Below are 17,702 nucleotides of genomic sequence, written 5' to 3'. Positions count from 1 at the left end.
AATCGCGGCGCGATTCTGCCAGAGGGCTGCGAGTGCGGCGATCTATTGCTGGTTCAACGCATGCCGTCAGAGTCACTATCATTGGATGACCGATTAACACGCGGACACCCGAACCATGAAAAAACAAGAACAAGAAAGCCTCATCCAAACCCTGAAAACCCGCTTCGAACAACACCCGAACCGTCACCCAGACATTCCCTGGTCCGACATCCAGACCCGGCTCGAAAACAACCCCAATGCCCTGAAAACTCTCCAGGCCATGGAAGCCACCGGTGGCGAGCCCGACGTGATCGGTCTCGACCCGCAGACCGGCGCCGTCACTTTCTGCGATTGCGCAAAGGAAAGCCCCACCGGTCGTCGCAGCCTCTGCTACGACCGTGCGGCCCTGGATGCGCGCAAGGAGAACAAGCCCAAGGGCAGCGCGATCGAGATGGCTGACGACATGGGGATAACCCTGTTGACCGAGGAGCAATACCGAGCCCTGCAGACGCTCGGTGAGTTCGATGCCAAGACGTCCAGTTGGCTGGCGACACCTCCGGAACTTCGTGCGCTCGATGGGGCGATTTTTGGCGACTACCGTTATGGTCGGGTGTTCATCTACCACAACGGCGTGCAGTCGTATTACGCGGCGCGTGGGTTTCGTGGGGTGCTGCGCGTTTGAGCCCTCAAGGACACCGCTGCCCCTGTGGCGAGGGAGCTTGCTCCCGCTGGGCTGCGTAGGAGCTGGCGCAGCCTGCGATCTTTTGATCTTTCGCTTGATATTTCAAGTGTCTGGGGAAAGATCGCAGCCTCGTTTCACTCGGCAGCTCCTACACAGCACCTACACAGCTCCTTCGTAGCACCTACAGCGCAGTCGAGCGGGAGCAAGCTCCCTCGCCACAACGGCTCATGCGTTCGAAGGGTCGCAGTGCAACAAGACCACCTCACTCAAAAACCAAAACCTCACAGCCCTTGGTCTCAACGATCTCGCTAAACTCCGGCAACTGCGCCACAAAATCCGCCTCGAACGCCAGGTACCGATCCAGCGACGGCAGATAACGAATCTCCGGTTTGATGCGCGGGATATCCTTGCTGGTCAGCTTCACCACCTCATTGCTGCGCTGATTCCAAAACCAGGCCTGCGTGTGTGTGCCAAAGGTGTTGGCGCGGTAGCTCCACACCCACCAATCGCCATGCCCGCGCGCTACCTGCAGTTGCCCATGGAACGTGCGCAACGTAATCACCTGCTTGGGCTGCGTGACGAGCAGACGTGTGTCCTGGCGCAGCTCACTGCCGAAACCGTCCAGCGTCGCCTTCGATTTGGCGCCGGTGATGAAATTGAAGCGCCACGCCAATAGCACGGTCTCTTGATAACCCGAGTGCTCGACGTTCTGCCGCGCGCCTTCGCTGAACAGCAGAATCTCGTCACCGCCCAAGTACGCGGTCGATGCCCTCAGCTTATAAGCCTCGGCGGGCATCGACTGGGCGACGATGGCCTGTTGGGTGTCCTGGTTCCAGACCCAGCAGCACTTGCCGTTGTGCTGCATGAACAACAATCGACGCCCGCCGACAGGCAGGATGGTGAGCTCGTCCGAGTCGTCGAAAATCACCTCGCTGCTGTCCGCCGTGATCCGCCAGATCCTTGTCAGGTGCTCGGGTTCGTAGATGCGCTGGCGCTCGAATATCTCATCGTCTACGACGACGCAGAGCTCTTCGAATGCCGGCCACTGCAGCCCGGCAGGGCCGAAGTCCTCGATGGCATCGCCCCGGCGAATCTCGTATTTGAACCGATCATCCGCGCTGTAATCGCCGTGTTTGACCTGGCGTCTCCACAGGCTGCGCCGGGCGTTGGCGTCGATCAGGCGCAGGTCCGCGCCATCCACTTCATCGGTGCGTTGTTCGAGCATGTCCTGTTCGGCGGGCGGCCACTGGTTGTAGTCGATCAAAAAGCACAGCCAGCGATCTTCATCCTGTTCGGTGATTGCAGCCCAGCCGTTGCGGTAGTTGTATTCATGCACGTAGGTAGGGCCGGGGTAGTCATGGACTTCCTGCAACCACTTCAGCTTGGCGCGCTTGGGTTTGGCCGGCTTATGCTCGGTGACGGCAGGCTTCTGCGGCTCGATCAAAATCGGCGTGAACCTCGGCTCGCCACGTGGGCTTTGCCAATGCTGGGCAAACGCCTCGCGTTGATCGGAAGGGAAGATCACCGGTCGGTAATCGTCAGCGCCGGCGTCCAGGTTCCACAGGTCATAACCCCGGCCAGCCAGCACCAGCGCCAGGGCTTCGAAGCAGACCTCGGGCATCTCGTTGGACAGCTCGTCCAGCAACGCCTCGAACCCCGGACCGGCGAACACATCGATGTCGGGATAGTAATGCTGCAACAGCCCGAGCAAATCGCAGCCCGGGGTTTTCCAATCGATATGAACCAACGGATCAAATGGCGATTGCATTACGGTGGTCTTCCTTGTGATTTCTCTGCGCCGATCTTAGGCAAATCAATAACCCGTGGCGAGGGAGCTTGCTCCCGCTGGGCTGCGTAGGAGCTGGCGCAGCCTGCGATCTTTTGATCTTTTGATCTTTCGCTTGATATTCAAGTGTCTGGGGAAAGATCGCAGCCTCGTTGCACTCGACAGCTCCTACAACGCAGTCGCGAGGGAGCAAGCTCCCTCGCCACGGGTCAAAGCAAGCCCATCTCAGAGCTCCGGGAACTCATCCAGATAACACACCGGCGAATTCCCCTCCGCCCGCTTATCCACCTCATCCTCCAACCACTGGGCCAACACCACCGCATTGTTCTCGAGCGTCGACTTGGCCGCATACACCAGGGTAAGCGTCCCGCCCCGCGCGACGTCCACCAACTTCCACCAATGCTCCGGTCGCGCCGCCAGCTCACGCCGATAGGCCGCCCTGAACTCGGCAAACGAAACCGCCCCCGCCTTGAACGCCTTGCGCAGTGCGTGGGAAGGCCCCACCTCCGGCAGCCACTCGGCAATCGCCAGGGCATCCTTGGGGCAACTACGCGGCCACAGCCGGTCGACCAGCACCCGCACGCCATCCTCGGCGCTGGCTGTTTCATAGGCGCGTTTGCATTGGATCATCAGGGCCCGCCTGTCGAAATTGAACCGACTCAGCATAGGTCGCCCACGACGAGGCGACCAGCAAGCCACCCCATCGTAAAAATTTTTTCATCCCATCCCGTCAATCAAAAGCCATGGGCACTCAAGCAAAAGTGCGCGTCGCTGGCCGCCGACATGATGGCGCGGAGCACTGTGGGATTTTGCGAGCCGCAATCCGTCCGGGTGCGTTTTTCCATTTGATTGGTCGACAGCGAACCGCCTGGTCGTCATTGCGCGACCCGCCGTATTAAGGATGAGTGAATAAAAATGAATAGAGCTTACCGAGTCGTCTGGAATGCCGTGATGGGCGCGTGGCAGGTGGCATCCGAGTTGGTCAGGAGCCAGGGCAAAGACAAAAGCCGTAAAACATTGAGCCTCGTCATCGGCGTGGGCGGCGGCGTGTTTGCTTCGGTTGCCATGGCGGGGGCGTTGCCGTCCGGCGGTCACATCGTGGCGGGTAGCGGCAGCATCCAGCAGAACGGCACGGGCATGACCATTCACCAGGGCAGCGATAAGCTCGGGATCGACTGGCAGAGCTTTTCCATCGGCAAAGGCAACACCGTCCAGTTCGTTCAGCCTGGCGCGAACTCCATCGCTTTGAACCGCGTCCTGGGCTCGGATGTGTCGGTGATCCAGGGCGCGCTGAAAGCCAACGGCCAGGTGTTCCTGGTCAACCCCAACGGTGTGCTGTTCACCCCCGGTGCGCAGGTTGACGTCGGCGGCCTGGTGGCCTCCACGCTTAACTTGTCCACAGAAGATTTCCTCGCCGGCAACTACCGTTTCAGCGGCGACAGCGCCGCATCGGTGGTCAACCAGGGCAACATCAATGCAGCGCAAGGCGGCACCATTGCGCTGATCGCTGCAAAAATCGTCAACGAAGGCAACCTCACCGCGCACAAGGGCAATGTGCTGCTGGGCGCCGGCAGTGTCGTGACGCTCGACTTGGGCGGGCCGGTGCAGTTGGAAGTCAAGGAAGGTGCGCTTCAGGCGTTGATCGAGAACGGCGGTGCCATTCGTGCCGATGCCGGGAAAATCCTGCTGACCGCCCGTGCGGCGGAAACCCTGGCGAGCACCGTTATCAACAACACCGGTTTGATCGAAGCCCGTTCGCTGGATGTCGGTGAAAACGGTGTGGTCACGTTGATGGGCGACCGGGGCGATGTGCAAGTCGCCGGGCGTATCGATGTGTCCTCCGACACCGCCAAGGGCGGCAAGATCGTCGTGACCGGCGAGCGCGTGGCCATCAAGGCCGGTGCTGAGCTCGACGCCACCGGCGCCAAGGGCGGCGGCGAGATTTTTGTGGGCGGTAGCTGGCAAGGCAAGGACCCGGCGATCAAACAGGCCAGCCAGACCACCGTCGCCGCCGGTGCGGTGCTCGATGCATCGGCGACCGACAACGGCAAGGGCGGAACCGTGGTGGCCTGGTCCGATGTCAAGAAACCGGGCAGCGTCACGCGGGTGGACGGCACCCTGAAAGCCACCGGCGGCGCCAAGGGCGGCGACGGCGGCAAGATCGAGACCAGCGGCGCCAAGCTGGCGGTGAGCAAGGCCGCCGATGCCTCGGCTAAAAAAGGCAAGGGCGGCTTGTGGTTGCTCGATCCGGACAGCGTCACGGTGGGGCCGGGCGACGGCGGCTTGACCGGTGGCACCAATGGGATAGACGCCACGGTCGGCTTCAATGCGATCGATACGGCCCTGGCCGGCGGCACCGATGTTGCGATCAAGGCCGACAACAGCATCCACTGGAACGGCGACTACACCCCGACGAGCATCAGCGGCGACCGGACGCTGACCTTGCAGTCCGGACATAACGACGTCGGAACGGGCCGCTACGTCTTCGGCAATATTTTCTTCAACGGTGATATCGATGCCAGCGGCGCGGGCAATGGCAACAGCCTGGCGTTGATCCTCAACGGCAAGATCGCGCTCAACACCGACGTCAGCCTGAAGAGCAACGGTGGCAACATCGTTTTTGCGGGCGTGGTGGATTCCGATGCGGTGGCTAACAAGCGCGAACTGCGTGTGGACGCCGGTTCAGGCTCGATCATTTTCAGCGACATGGTTGGCGGTAACAGCGCCCTGGGCGCCCTGTACGCGACGACCACCGGCGCCGGCAAAACCTTTATCAACGGTGCAAAAGTCTTCACCAGCGGCGAGCAGGTCTACAACGGCGCCGTTGAGATGGGCGCCTCACAGTTCCTGAACGCCGACTTCGAAAACGGCCTGGTCGGCTGGAAGACCTCCATCGACCAGTTCTTCGCCGGCGTCACCGTCGTCGATGGCGTGGTGTCGCCGAATGACCCGACGTTGCCGACCACCTCGCCAACCAACGGCAGTGCACCGAGCGTTTCGCCTGGCGACCAGGGCAACATGGACTACAAACCCCTCACCCCGGTCGCCGCTGCCGGACAGGGCAAGGACGGCGGCGCTGCGCTGTTGCTGGGTACCGAGAACAACTCCAACTGCCAGAACGCCCCCGCCGGTTGCATCATGCGTGGTCCGTCGGTGGTCAGCGAAGGTACGGTTTCCCTGGCGGCAGGGGAGTCGGTCAGTTTCGATTACAAACCGGTCGCGGGCGGCGATACCTATGACGTCTTCGGCTATCTGTTGAACGTCAACACTGGCGAATACCAGATCATCCTGAACGAAACCGGTAACGGCACCGGTGCGGTGAACTGGCAAAGCCATACAGCCACGGCTGACAAGGCCGGCACGTACAAATTCGTCTTCGTGTCAGGCAGTTTCGACCAGACCGCGGGCAAGCAGGTCGGCGGCTCGCTGTATGTCGACAACATCAAGACCAACACCTCGGGCAGCAAGGGCTTGCAAGGCAGTTCCATCACCTTCAACGGCAGCCTCAACAGCACCGACAACAACCTGGCCATCAAGGCCGACGACATCAACTTCAACGGCGGCGCCGGCAGCGTCACCGGCAATGGCTCGATTGCCCTTGAAACCAACACCCCGAGCAAAAACATCGCCGTGGGCGGCAGCACCGGCGACGCCCCCGGTTCGTTGGAACTGACCGGCACCGACATCAGCGCCCTGGGCGACGGGTTCACTTCCGTGAAGATCGGTGGCGCGGACATGACCGGTGACGTCAACATCATCGGAGCGACCCGGATCAACGACGACCTTATCCTCGACGCCGGTACCGGCAATATCCACATCAATGACCAGTTGACCGTGGCGGACGCACCGGGCACCGGCAACGATGACAGCAAGCCGGCCCCGGTCCTGGCGCTGCAGAGCAATGGCGGCAAGATCGACCAGACCGCCGACGGCGCCATTGTCGCCGATGGCCTGGTGCTGCTGGGTGACGGTGCCGTTCATGACCTGGACAACGCCGCCAACGACGTCAACACGATTGCCAGCGACACCGGCACGGTGAGCTTTGCCGATGTCGATGACCTGACCGTCGGCGTCGTGACCATTCCCGGCAGCCAGACCCCGGCGAACCCGCAAGGCGTGCCGGTGGCCGGCATGACCCAGACCGGTGACCTGAACCTTGTCGCCGACACGCTCACGGTCGGCCAGGCATTGCTCACCCAAGGCGATACCAGCCTGGGCGCCGATGAAATCGACATCGCCGCGAGTGTTGCCGGTGGCGGCAGCCTCACTTTGCAGCAGAAGACCCCAGGCCTGGACATCCATGTGGGTGGCAGCGATGACCCGGAGGTGACCGGGCCTAACGATCCGCTGGTGCTGTCCGACGCTGACCTGGCGAATATCCAGGATGGCTTCGACAAGATCGTCATCGGCAACGACAAGACCCGCAACATCACCGTCGACGACGAAGGCGCGACGCTCAAGGACGACCTGGCGTTGGTCGCCAATGGCGTGCTGAACTTGCTGGGCGACCTGACCCTCAAGGATCCCGAAGGCACCGACGAAGACGGCGCGACCGGCAAGGGCCTGACCCTCAGTGTCGACGCGGGCAAAGGCGCTACCCAGGCAACGGGCGCGACCATCACCGCCGACGAACTGGCCCTGCGCGGCGAAGGCGATTTCGACCTGGGCAAGGGGCATGACGTGGGCATCATCGCCGCCGATGTGGGCAGCTTGAAGTTCGCCGGCAACGGCAACCTGACGGTCGGCGTCGTGGACGGCACCGTGGGGATTACCTCCGACGAAGCGGTTAGCTTGAAAACCGACCACGACCTGACGCTGGTAAAAGGCATCACCATCGAGAACGGCCCGCAGGATGACGCCAGCCAGGGTCAAACCCGGGCCGACGACATCATCACCCTGGAAGTGGCGGGTAAAACCACCCAGGCCGGCGACGCCGGGGCCAAGCTCGATGCCAGCGGCCTGGTGCTGCTGGGGGGCGATTACGCGCTGGGCAACACCGGCAACGTGATCGGCGATATCGCCAGCGACGCGGGCAAGGTCCAGTTCAACAACAGCGGCAACCTCAAGGTCGGTACGCTGACCGCGACCCATGTCGACGGCACGCAGACCACCGTCACCGGCGTGAACAACACCGGCGACGTGAGCATCGGCACCCAAGGCAACCTGGCGATCAACGAAGCGCTGGCCACCAGCGGCAACGTGTTTCTCAATGTCGCGGGCAAGACCACCCAGAACACCAACGGCAACATCACCGCCGATGGCTTGGCACTCAAGGGTGGCGATTTCGACCTGCGCAACGCCAGCAACTGGGTTGGCGACATCGCCAGCCGGGCGAATGACGTCAATTTCGTCAACCGCACTGACGTCACCGTCGGCAGGCTGACCGAGACCGCACTGGACGGCACCCAGCTGGATCAGATCGTCGGCATCGGCAACACCGGCAAAGTCCAGGTGGTGACCACCACCGGCAACATCACCCTGACCGAGAACGTCGGCACCAGCAGCCGTGCGTCCGATGCAATCGTGCTTAACGCCGGTCAATCCGCTTCGGCGGGCGTGGCCGCGGGCGGTGACGTGAAGGCCGACGCGGGCGTGACGGTGTCCACCGGGGCCGGCGGCCGGGCGGTGATCTACACCGGCAGCCTCGCCGGCAGCACCGGCGTGGTGAATGTCGTGGGCAGTGGCAGCGGCAACTTCCGCTACAACAGTGACGAACAGCAGAGCAATTTCGGCCGGGCGCTGGGCAACGGCGTTCATGCCGTGTACCGCGAGCAACCGACGCTGGTGGTGTCGACCAACGGTGCGACCACCCAGACCAAGCCGTTCGATGGCCGAACCACGTTCAATGGCGGCGGTGTCGCCGGTTTCGACGCCAGCGGCCTGTGGAATGGCGACACCAAGCAGATGCTCGGCCAGCCGGTGTATTCGATTGGGAGTCCGGACGTGGGCACCCACCAGATCAACATCGGTGGGTTGGCGGACCTTGGTTACCTGATCGTCAGCGACCCAGCCAACGCCAATGTCACCGTGACGCAGTCCCTGGACCTTGAAGCCATCCAGCAGAGCGTCGCCGATGCCACGCGCGTGGGCGCGCAAGTGACTTCGCCCCATGCGCCGGAGCTCAATCCAGCCCAGCCGAAACCGGCTGACTGGTCCGGCGCCGGGGTCGAGAACGGCGGCCTGCTGCTAGTGGATCAAGGTGGCGCGCCGGCGAACGCCAATGGCGGCAACGGTGCGGGCAACGCTACAGGCAATGTTCTGGCGCAAGGCGACGGCGATTCGGCTGCCCAGGCCCAGGACACCGACAGCGAGCGGGAACTGGCCGGCAACGTCTGCGCCGACGGCGGTGTATCCGGTGGAGGCGCCTGTGCGGCCTATCCGCCGCAGACCGTGTTCGTCGTGCGCGGCGGTGTGCGCTTGCCAGGTGCAGGTCTGGCCATGCGTCCCTGATTCCCACTTTCCCTTTGAAGGAGTCCCTTGGCCGCGTCCCCGGACGCGGTCACGGGCTCAGGCAACCCGAATTCTTCGAGACTTATTCAATGCATAACAAATTGATGTCCTGCGCCGCAGGTCTGGCGCTGCTGTCCACTGCACCGGCTTGGGCGGCGACCCTGCCGGCACGCCCGATCCCCGACGCCGGCCGTATCCTGCAAGAGCTGCCGATTCCCCAACAGGAGCTGCCGCAAAGCATTCGCCTGGATGTCGAGGCGCCGCAACCGGTTCAGGAAAAAGTCGGCGGCGCCAAGGTCCAGCTCAACGCCGTCCACTTCACCGACAACACCCGCATCGACGAGGCCAGCCTGCAACGCGTCGTCGCGCCAGCCATCGGCAAGGCCCACGATCTTGACGAACTGCGGGAAATCGCCCGGCAGGTCACGCTTTACTACCGCGAGCAGGGTTATCCGTTTGCCCGTGCCTACCTGCCGGCGCAGCGCATGGCCAATGGCGAGCTGACCATCGCGGTGATCGAAGGGCGTTACGGCAAAGTCACCGCCGTCAACGACGATGCGAAACTGGCCGCCCAGGCGCAGCCTTTCCTGGACGACTTGCAGCCCGGCGACGTGATCGAGCGTGACCGCCTGGAGCGCAGCATCCTGGTCCTGTCCGACCTGCCGGGCGTGGCGGTTCGTCCGGTCATCCGCCCGGGTGAAGATCTCGGTACGGGCGACCTCAATGCCCAAGTGAGCAAGACCAAGGCCTTCGAGGGCAAGGCCACCTTGGATAACCATGGCAACCGCTATTCGGGGCGCAACCGCCTGACGGTCCAAGGTGACTGGAACAGTCCGGTGATGCTGGGCGACAAGCTCAGCGCCGCGGTGATTGCCACCGACGAAGAACTGTATTTCGGCAGCCTCGGCTACTCGATGCCATTGGGCACCTCAGGCCTGCGGGGCAACGTGGGTTACGCCCAGAGTTCCTATGACCTGGGCGCTGAATTCGCCGACCTGGGGGCGACCGGTACCGCCGAGGTCAGCAGCATCGGCTTGAGTTATCCGCTCATTCGCAGCAACCAGGCGAACCTCCTGTTGGCCGGGCAGTACCAGCACAAAGAACTTGAAGATAAATACGAAGTGCTCGGCCTGAGCTTTGAAAAAAGCAGCAACTCGGTGCCCATCAGCTTGCAGTTCGACGTCAGGGACACCTTGCTCGGCGGCGGCATCACCTACGGCGGCGCGACGCTGACCTACGGTGACCTGAAACTCGATTCGGCCCTGCGCGAGGGCGACCGCCAGACTGCCCAGACCGAAGGCCGGTTCAGCAAAGTCAACGTCGACCTCGCCCGCCTGCAAGCGCTGCCCGCCAACTTCACGCTGTTCGCCCGTTTCCTCGGCCAATGGAGCCAGGACAACCTCGACTCCTCCGAAGACTTCAGCCTCGGCGGCATCGATGGCGTACGGGCTTATCCACAGAGCGAAGGTTCGGGCGACGAAGGCATGCTGACCCAGATCGAACTTCGCTACCCGATCGACAAGCTCACGCCTTACCTGTTCTGGGACGCCGGCAAAGTGCGCATCAACCACGACGAGTGGGCCGACGAGAAAAACACCCGCAGCATCTCCGGCGGCGGTGTGGGCCTGCGCGCTCAGTACGGGCCGCTCTCGTTCGACACCACGGTGGCCTGGCGTCACTCCGGCGGTGAAGCGCAAAGCGACACGCGTCAGGAAAACCCGCAACTGCTTGCGCAGATTGGCTACCAGTTCTAACCGACCGCTGCTCATTCAAGGTACTCAACAAATCCGTGGCGAGGGAGCTTGCTCCCGCTGGGCTGCGTAGCAGCCCCAATGCAGTTAACTCAATCCTCTGAAACACCGAGTTGCCTGGTTTGGGGGCTGCTGCGCAGCCCAGCGGGGCGGTGCGACGTCTCGCTAAATCCCCTCGCCACATGTCTTTGCGCCCGGACGGCATGACCATTTATCGTCCAATAAAAATTTGATAGCTTCAGTTCTCGCCTGTTCTGCCGTTATATCGACGTGTTGCCGGCCCGATACGTGATTTTCGCCCGGTAACTTCGTGACAGTGGCCTGGCTAAACACGACTAGAGAGCTGGCGAATGGACAACGGGCGAGACCAAAGGCAGTCAGCGACAGCGGGGGGCGCGGCGGCGTCCGAGCCGTTGCCGCATATCCTGCTGATCGACGATGTCCCCGAAGACATCCGCGCCACGCTCGTTCTGTTGAAAACCCTGCCCTGGCGCATTTCCCTGGCCAGCGACGCCTATCAGGGCTACCAACGGGCCCTGGCTCTGCGCCCCGACCTGATCGTCCTGGACGTGCACATGCCGCAGATGGACGGCTTCAGCCTGTGCCGCCTGTTGCGCGAGGCTCCGGCGACCCGGCAGACGCCCATTCTCTTTCTGTCGTCGGCCAACAGCTCGATTGAACGCCTTGAAGGCTTGACCGTCGGTGGCGTCGATTACATTCCCAAATCCTGCGCCCCGGAAGAAGTGCTCGCACGTATCAAGATCCACCTGCAATTGACCTGGCGCGCGCCACCGGCCATGCCTAAAAGCCCCGCCGATCCGGAACCGGAAGGCGACGAAATCGTCCTGCGCGCGGCGATGCGACTGATTGAAAACCAGTTGGACGACATCCCGTCCCTGGCCAGCCTCGCGCAAAAGGTCGGCACCCATGAAAAACGTCTCACCGCGATTTTTCGCGAGCACCTGGGCATGACCGTGTTTGCCTACATTCGCGACGCGCGATTGCGGCGCGGCCAGGATCTGCTCTGCGAAAGCGCCATGAGCGTGCAGGACGTCGCCGAGCTGGTGGGCTTTCGCAACGCCTGCAATTTCACCACCGCCTTCCGCCAGCGAATCGGCATGACGCCCAGCCAGTTTCGCCAGCAAGCCCTGGGCCTCGTTGAAACCGAGTCGGCCGGGCGCGCCTGATGCGGCTTCTACAGTTTTTATTGCTGACGATAACGCTGTTATCCACAGGCCTACTGCGTGCGGAGCCTGTGGATATCTGCCGCGCTGATCATTTGGACCTACTGTCCTTAGCGCAGATTTTCGAGGACACCCAGGCACGCCTGAGCCTGCAAGAAGTCGCGCAACGGCCTGACGCCGATTTCAAGGTAGCGACCCCAGGCTGGCCGACGCAGGGTTACAGTCGCTCGGCCTTCTGGTTGAAATTACAACTGACCAACTCAAGCGCTGCGACGTGTGCGCGCCTGCTGGTGGTCGGCGCGCCGCGCCTGGAAGACATCCGCGTCTACCAACCGGGGCAAGAAACCCATGGCGGAGCCGCCTATCCCCGGGCGGAATGGCCGCAGCTGGCGGCGCGTCAACCGGCGTTCCGGGTATCGTTGGCGGCGGGGGAGAGCACCACGGTGTTCGTCCGAGTGGCGAGCAATTTTCAAATGCTGTTGGAGCCGGAACTGTGGTCCGAACCGGCGCTGCTGCGCAGTCAGCAACAGACGTACCTGAGCGACGGACTGACCCTCGGCATCGTCCTGCTGGTCGTGCCGTTCGGCCTGATCGTCGGCTGGATCCTGCGCTCTCCACTGCTGAGCGTGAATGCGGGCGCGGTCCTGAGCTACATCCTGATGACCTGCATCATCAACGGTTACTTGATCTACTGGCCCACCGCGCTGGGCTGGACACGGGAGCTGCTGACCTGTGCCAGCGCGCTTTCAATCGTCCTCTTCCTCGCCTACATGCGCGTGCTGTTGCAGGTTGCCCGCCTGCCCAGAATCATTGGCTGGAGCTATTGGGTGCCGCTGTTGGGCTGCATTCTCGGCCGCGTCTGGTGGCTGAAGGTCGATCCAGTCCAGGGCGCACAGATAGTCCAGATGTCCCTGCTGAGTTTCTACGGCGCGTTGTTCCCTACGTTATTCATGGCGTGGCGCAAAAGGCTTAGCTACAACTGGATGGCCTGGCTGGTGCCAGGGCTGCTGGTTGGGCAAATGCTGATGCGGAATTTTTTCCCGCAGGAACAGTTGCCCTGGCAGTCGCCGCACAGCAAAAACAATTTATCGTCGACCTTGCCGGGTGTTGTGTTGCTGGTGTGCACCTTGATCATGGAAGTTGCCCGCAGCCGCAACCGCGAAAAACACGCCCTGTCCACCCTCGACCAACAACGCCAGGCCGAGCACGAACGCCTGGAAAGTACCGTGGCGCTGCGCACGTCACAGCTGCGCGAATCCCTGGTGGCGCGCAGTGCGTTGATGGCGCGGATCAGCCACGACCTGCGCTCGCCGCTGGTGCGCATCATCGACTACGCGCGCCTGCTCCACGCTGGGCCGAACCGTGACTACCAAGCCACCATCGAGCGCAGCGCCCGCCAGCAACTGGAGCTGATCGACGAGATGCTCGAATTTTCCCGTGGCGAGCTGGAGCAAATGCAACTGACCCTCGCGCCGGGTTATCTGTACGGATTCCTCCAAGAGATCGCAGACGAGGCGGGCTTTCTCGCCGCGCGCCAGGGCAACGTTTTCAACGCTGTCATGGCCGATGACCTGCCGCCACTTGTCGAGGCGGATTTCAAGCGGTTGCGGCAGGTGCTCATGAACCTCCTGGCGAACGCGGCGAAATTCACCCGCGACGGCCAGATCCGTTTCGAAGTGAGCTGTTCTCGGGGGACCACCGCTGACACCGTGGAACTGCGCTTCAGCGTGATCGACACCGGCATCGGCATCGACCCGCAAGAATTCGAACAACTGCTGCAACCGTTTCGCCGCGGCCGCAACGCGCAGCGTTACGAAGGCAGCGGCCTTGGCCTGTCCATCGTCACCCAATTGCTCGAACGCATGGGCAGCCGCCTCGAACCCCAGGCCACGGGGCAGGGCAGCCACTTCAGTTTCCGTCTGCAGTTGAAATGCGCCGACGAGCACGACCTGGAAAACGGCATCGTCGACAATAACGTCACGCCGCTCGATGGCGAGGGCAAACACGTGCTGCTGGTGGACGACATCGAGCAGAACAGCGAATGGCTCTATGACCTGCTGGCCGGCTATGGTTTCGATGTCAGCATCGCGGCGAGCGGCGAGGACGCCTTGGCGTGTTTGGCGGAGCAACCGGTCGACCTGCTGATCAGCGACCAGATGATGCCCGGCATGGACGGTTGGGAACTGCTGCGACACGTGCGTGACCGTGAGCACGATCTCCCCGTGATGCTTTACTCAGCGGTCCCGCCGCATAGACCGCAGGGTTACCCCGAGGACCTGGCCTTCGACGAGGTGCTGCTCAAGCCCGCCGACAGCCGAGAATTGCTGGCGCGGATCAAGACACTGGTTTGCCCGGACACGGTGCATCGCGAAATGGCGCGGGAGTTCTAGCATGCCGGTCCTGGGGTATCGGCTGCTCTTGCTCGGCAGCCTTTGCGCATTGCCTTGGGCGTCGGCCCATGCCGCGCAAGAGACGGCCAGCGCTCTCACGCTCGACGCAACCACCGTCACCGCCCGCCGCCGCGAAGAAGATCCACAAGACGTGCCGATCCCGATCAACGTCCTCTACGGCGATCAACTGGACGAAGCCGGCCTTCACCGGCTGCAAGACATCCAACAACGCGTGCCCGGCCTGGTGGTGTCCGGCCACGACGCCCGCTACGCCGGCTTCGGCCTGCGCGGCTTCGGCGCCACCGCCTACAACGACGGCCTGGAAGGCGGCGTCGGCACCTACGTCGATGGCGTTTACCAGGCGCGCCAGGGTATGGCCTTCACCGAGTTGATGGACATCGAACGCATCGAAGTTTTGCGCGGCCCCCAAGGCACCTTGTTCGGCAAAAACACCACCGCCGGCGCGCTGAACATCGTCACCAGACAACCCACCTTCCAGCCCGAAGCCAACCTCGAAGCCAGCTACGGTGAGCGTGGCCTGCGGGAATATCGCGGAACGGTTTCCGGGCCGCTGCAAGACGACGTGCTTGCGGGTCGACTCAACGTGTTCGACAGCTCCAGCGAAGGTTCTGTGGAAAACCTGCAAGACGGCAGCCGCCTCGGCGATGCTGACAGCCACGGCCTGCGCGGCCAATTGCTGTGGACGCCGAACAGCGACTTCAGCGCCCGCCTGATCGCCGACTACGCCGAGCAGAACGAAGCCGGCAACGTGCTGCTGGTCAATCACTACGGCGAGCAAACCCGCAAGCGCGCCAAATTCCTCGGCTATCCGCTGGCCGAGCCCGACCCCTACAAACGCGAATCCCGCATCGACGCGCCGGGACATCCGCAAACCCTGCAAAATGGCGTTTCACTGGAATTGAACTGGGACCTCGACGAGGCCATGCGCTTGACCAGCATCACCGCCTACCGCGACTGGGATTACCGCGCCGACCGCGACGCCGACAGCACCGCACGCTCGGTGATGCAATCCGAAGCCGCATTGGACCACCGGCAGTTCAGCCAGGAATGGCGCCTGTCCGGCACGGCCGGCTCGTCCGTCGATTACGTCGCCGGCCTGTATTACCTGCGCCAACAGCTCGACCGCCAGATCGACGTCGAATACGGCAAGGACGCCGCGTCCTGGTTCGTCGGCGATCAACTGGAACAGCTGAAGAAATTGGGCATCAACATCACCGATCCGAGCCAAGTGCCGGCCCTGTTGCTGGACGGTGCGCGGCAACGCTACGACGGCGAGCAGAACGGCGACAGCCGCGCCGTTTTCGGCCAACTCTCCTGGCGCCCGATTGACCCGCTGGAACTCACCGGCGGCCTGCGCTACAGCCAGGAGCGCAAGGACGGCTGGATCTCCCGCGACGTCAGCAACCTCGCCCCGCTGACGGGTTTGCCCCCGGTGTTCCAAGTGGGCGGGCAACTGCTGCGGGACATCGCCCTCGGCCGTGCTTACTACCGCGAAGACTCCATCAAAGAAAATAACGTCTCCGGCCTGCTCAGCGCCAGCTACCGCTTCAACGACGGGATGATGGGTTACGTCAGTTGGTCGCGAGGCTACAAGGCTGGCGGCATCAACTTCGACGTGATCGGCCCGTTTACCGCGGCGACCTTCGAGCTGGAACGCGCCACCTCCCTGGAAGTGGGCATGAAGACGCGGTTCTGGGACCAGCGCGCGATGCTCGATCTCGCCGTCTACCAGACCGACGTCGACGACTACCAGGCGCTCACCTACAGCCCGCCCACATCGCTGTTCGCGCCGCCGCTGCGGGACAACCTGATCAACGTCGGCAAAGTCCGCCTGCGCGGCATCGAACTTGATTCCGCCTGGCAACTCACCCCGCAACTCACCGGCCGCCTGGGCGTGGCCTGGAGCGATGCGCGCTACCGCAGCTTCCCCAACGCGCCGTGCCCACCGGCCTCGGGCCAATGGACCTGCGACCTTAGCGGCGAGCGGCTCTACAACGCGCCGGAATGGAGCCTCAGCAGCGGCCTCGACCACACCCACCCGCTGCCCTACGGCCTGGAACTCTACAGCAGCGTCGACTACAGCTTCCGCACCGGCTACTACGGCACCCTCGAAGGCGGCGAAGGCAGCTATCAACCCAGCTACGGCCTCACCAACCTGCGCCTGGGCGTGCGCAGCCAGGGCCGTGCCTGGGAAGTCGAAGGCTGGGTGCGCAACGTCTTCGACCGCAACTACATCACCGCCGTCTACTCACTGCTCGGCGCCGGCGACTACGGCGTCATGACCGGCAGCGAACGCACCCTCGGCACCACCGTCAGACTTCGCTATTGAGCGAAATAAACCGCGTCGGACAAAACGCCAGGCGATTACCGCCAGCCTTCTTCGACAAGTACATGGCCTGATCCGCCTTGCTGATCAACCCATCGATCTCATGCCCGTGCTCAGGATAGAACGCCACCCCGATACTCGCCGCTATCTCTACTTTCTGCGCACCAATCACTATCGGTGCGTTCGCCGCCGCCAACATCCGCTTGAGCAGCGGCTCGCTGTCCTCCTCCGCGTGCAAACCCACCAGCCCGGCGACAAACTCATCACCCCCCAGCCGGGCCAACGTATCGCCTTCACGCAACGTCGCATTGATCCGCGCCGCGACAATCTGCAACACCCGATCGCCCCAGTCATGCCCATAACTGTCGTTCAACGCCTTGAACCCATCCAGGTCAATAAACGCGATCGCCACCTTCTGCTGATAAATCCGCGCCTTGCCCAACGCCTGCCGCATCCGTTCGGCCAACAACAACCGATTGGGCAACTGCGTGAGCGCGTCATACCGCGCATCCCGCTCCAGCAACTGCAAACGCTGCTTCATCTGCGTCATGTCGCTGAACAACGCCACGTAGTGCTGAACATTGCCGTGACGGTCATGCACCGCGCTGATGCTGATCCGCGACGTCATCTCCCGCCCGTCCTTGTGGTTGCTTTGGATCTCGCCGGACCAATGGCCATGGAAATCCAGGGCGTTTTTCATGGGGGCGTAAAAAGCGGTGAGGCGACGGACCATGCGGTGGGAATTCAGCTCGCGGCCCTGCAACTCTTCCTGGCTGTAGCCGGTGAGACGGGTGAAGGCCTCGTTCACGCCAATGACCCGGCCGAACGGATCGACCAGCATGATGCCCTCGCGGGCGTGGGTGAACACCGTTGTTGCCAGCTCAGGGCACAGGTTGTTGAGGTGACGGTCCAACTCGGCTTCATCACGGATGGCCGGCCAAATGTTGGAATCGAAGCCTTGCTGGGCCAGGTAGACGACCAGGGAGGAGAGCGATTTGTGCAGGCGGGTGAGTGCATTCGTGGCGAGCCTGGAGTTGAGGCAGTAGCTGCGAATGAAGGTGCGTAGGTTCATGGGGGGACGCGGTGCTCGGTTGTAGCGCTTGGGGTGGGTGAAGCGGGGGATTATCGGGGTG

The 17,702-nt window shown here is 62.8% G+C and carries 9 protein-coding genes; 6 read left to right on the top strand and 3 right to left on the bottom strand.

Going from position 1 to position 17,702, the window contains the following annotated elements:
• The first annotated feature begins 115 nt into the window (after positions 1 to 115).
• Entirely contained in the window at positions 116 to 661 is a 546-nt protein-coding gene (locus Q7C33_RS21430; protein WP_407684127.1) for a DUF4256 domain-containing protein, read from the top strand.
• 262 nt (positions 662 to 923) lie between these two features.
• Here the strand turns inward: Q7C33_RS21430 and Q7C33_RS21425 are convergent, their stop codons facing one another.
• Positions 924 to 2,429, bottom strand: a complete 1,506-nt coding sequence (locus Q7C33_RS21425; RefSeq protein WP_407684126.1) for a hypothetical protein — start codon at positions 2,427 to 2,429, stop codon at positions 924 to 926.
• A 243-nt stretch (positions 2,430 to 2,672) separates the two neighbouring features.
• Positions 2,673 to 3,077, bottom strand: coding sequence for a DUF488 domain-containing protein (locus Q7C33_RS21420; RefSeq protein ID WP_407684125.1), 405 nt, complete (start codon positions 3,075 to 3,077; stop codon positions 2,673 to 2,675).
• 285 nt (positions 3,078 to 3,362) lie between these two features.
• Between Q7C33_RS21420 and Q7C33_RS21415 the strand changes: the two genes are divergently transcribed.
• The 5 genes from Q7C33_RS21415 to Q7C33_RS21395 all read left to right on the top strand — a co-directional run bounded on the left by Q7C33_RS21415 (position 3,363) and on the right by Q7C33_RS21395 (position 16,572).
• Positions 3,363 to 8,897 (top strand): two-partner secretion domain-containing protein, encoded by a 5,535-nt coding sequence (locus tag Q7C33_RS21415; RefSeq protein WP_407684124.1) that lies wholly within the window; start codon positions 3,363 to 3,365, stop codon positions 8,895 to 8,897.
• Between the two features lie 89 nt (positions 8,898 to 8,986).
• Entirely contained in the window at positions 8,987 to 10,651 is a 1,665-nt protein-coding gene (locus tag Q7C33_RS21410) for a ShlB/FhaC/HecB family hemolysin secretion/activation protein (RefSeq protein WP_407684123.1), read from the top strand.
• A 347-nt stretch (positions 10,652 to 10,998) separates the two neighbouring features.
• Entirely contained in the window at positions 10,999 to 11,835 is an 837-nt protein-coding gene (locus tag Q7C33_RS21405) for a response regulator transcription factor (RefSeq protein WP_407684122.1), read from the top strand.
• Between the two features lie 92 nt (positions 11,836 to 11,927).
• The gene (locus Q7C33_RS21400; RefSeq protein ID WP_407684121.1) at positions 11,928 to 14,222 is read left to right on the top strand and encodes a hybrid sensor histidine kinase/response regulator; all 2,295 of its coding nucleotides are present in this window, start codon (positions 11,928 to 11,930) and stop codon (positions 14,220 to 14,222) included.
• A 1-nt stretch (position 14,223) separates the two neighbouring features.
• Positions 14,224 to 16,572, top strand: coding sequence for a TonB-dependent receptor (locus Q7C33_RS21395; RefSeq protein WP_407684120.1), 2,349 nt, complete (start codon positions 14,224 to 14,226; stop codon positions 16,570 to 16,572).
• On the opposite strand, the gene Q7C33_RS21390 is transcribed toward Q7C33_RS21395, so the two are convergent.
• A partial coding sequence (locus Q7C33_RS21390; protein ID WP_407684119.1) for a diguanylate cyclase domain-containing protein occupies positions 16,556 to 17,702 on the bottom strand: 1,147 nt, incomplete at its 5' end. The two genes, Q7C33_RS21395 and Q7C33_RS21390, sit on opposite strands and share 17 nt — an antisense overlap.

Source organism: Pseudomonas sp. BP11-1-1, from assembly GCF_052112105.1.
GTDB lineage: Bacteria > Pseudomonadota > Gammaproteobacteria > Pseudomonadales > Pseudomonadaceae > Aquipseudomonas > Aquipseudomonas alvandae.
The sequence above is the reverse complement of the archived record's forward strand: the minus strand, read 5'-3'. Positions and strand labels throughout refer to the sequence as shown.

Bases quoted from the DNA above. Each gene is read 5' to 3' on its own strand.
- Q7C33_RS21410 (WP_407684123.1), top strand. From the start codon at position 8,987: ATGCATAACAAATTGATGTCCTGCGCCGCAGGTCTGGCGCTGCTGTCC.
- Q7C33_RS21425 (WP_407684126.1), bottom strand. From the start codon at position 2,429: ATGCAATCGCCATTTGATCCGTTGGTTCATATCGATTGGAAAACCCCG.
- Q7C33_RS21395 (WP_407684120.1), top strand. From the start codon at position 14,224: ATGCCGGTCCTGGGGTATCGGCTGCTCTTGCTCGGCAGCCTTTGCGCA.
- Q7C33_RS21415 (WP_407684124.1), top strand. From the start codon at position 3,363: ATGAATAGAGCTTACCGAGTCGTCTGGAATGCCGTGATGGGCGCGTGG.
- Q7C33_RS21430 (WP_407684127.1), top strand. From the start codon at position 116: ATGAAAAAACAAGAACAAGAAAGCCTCATCCAAACCCTGAAAACCCGC.
- Q7C33_RS21420 (WP_407684125.1), bottom strand. From the start codon at position 3,077: ATGATCCAATGCAAACGCGCCTATGAAACAGCCAGCGCCGAGGATGGC.
- Q7C33_RS21405 (WP_407684122.1), top strand. From the start codon at position 10,999: ATGGACAACGGGCGAGACCAAAGGCAGTCAGCGACAGCGGGGGGCGCG.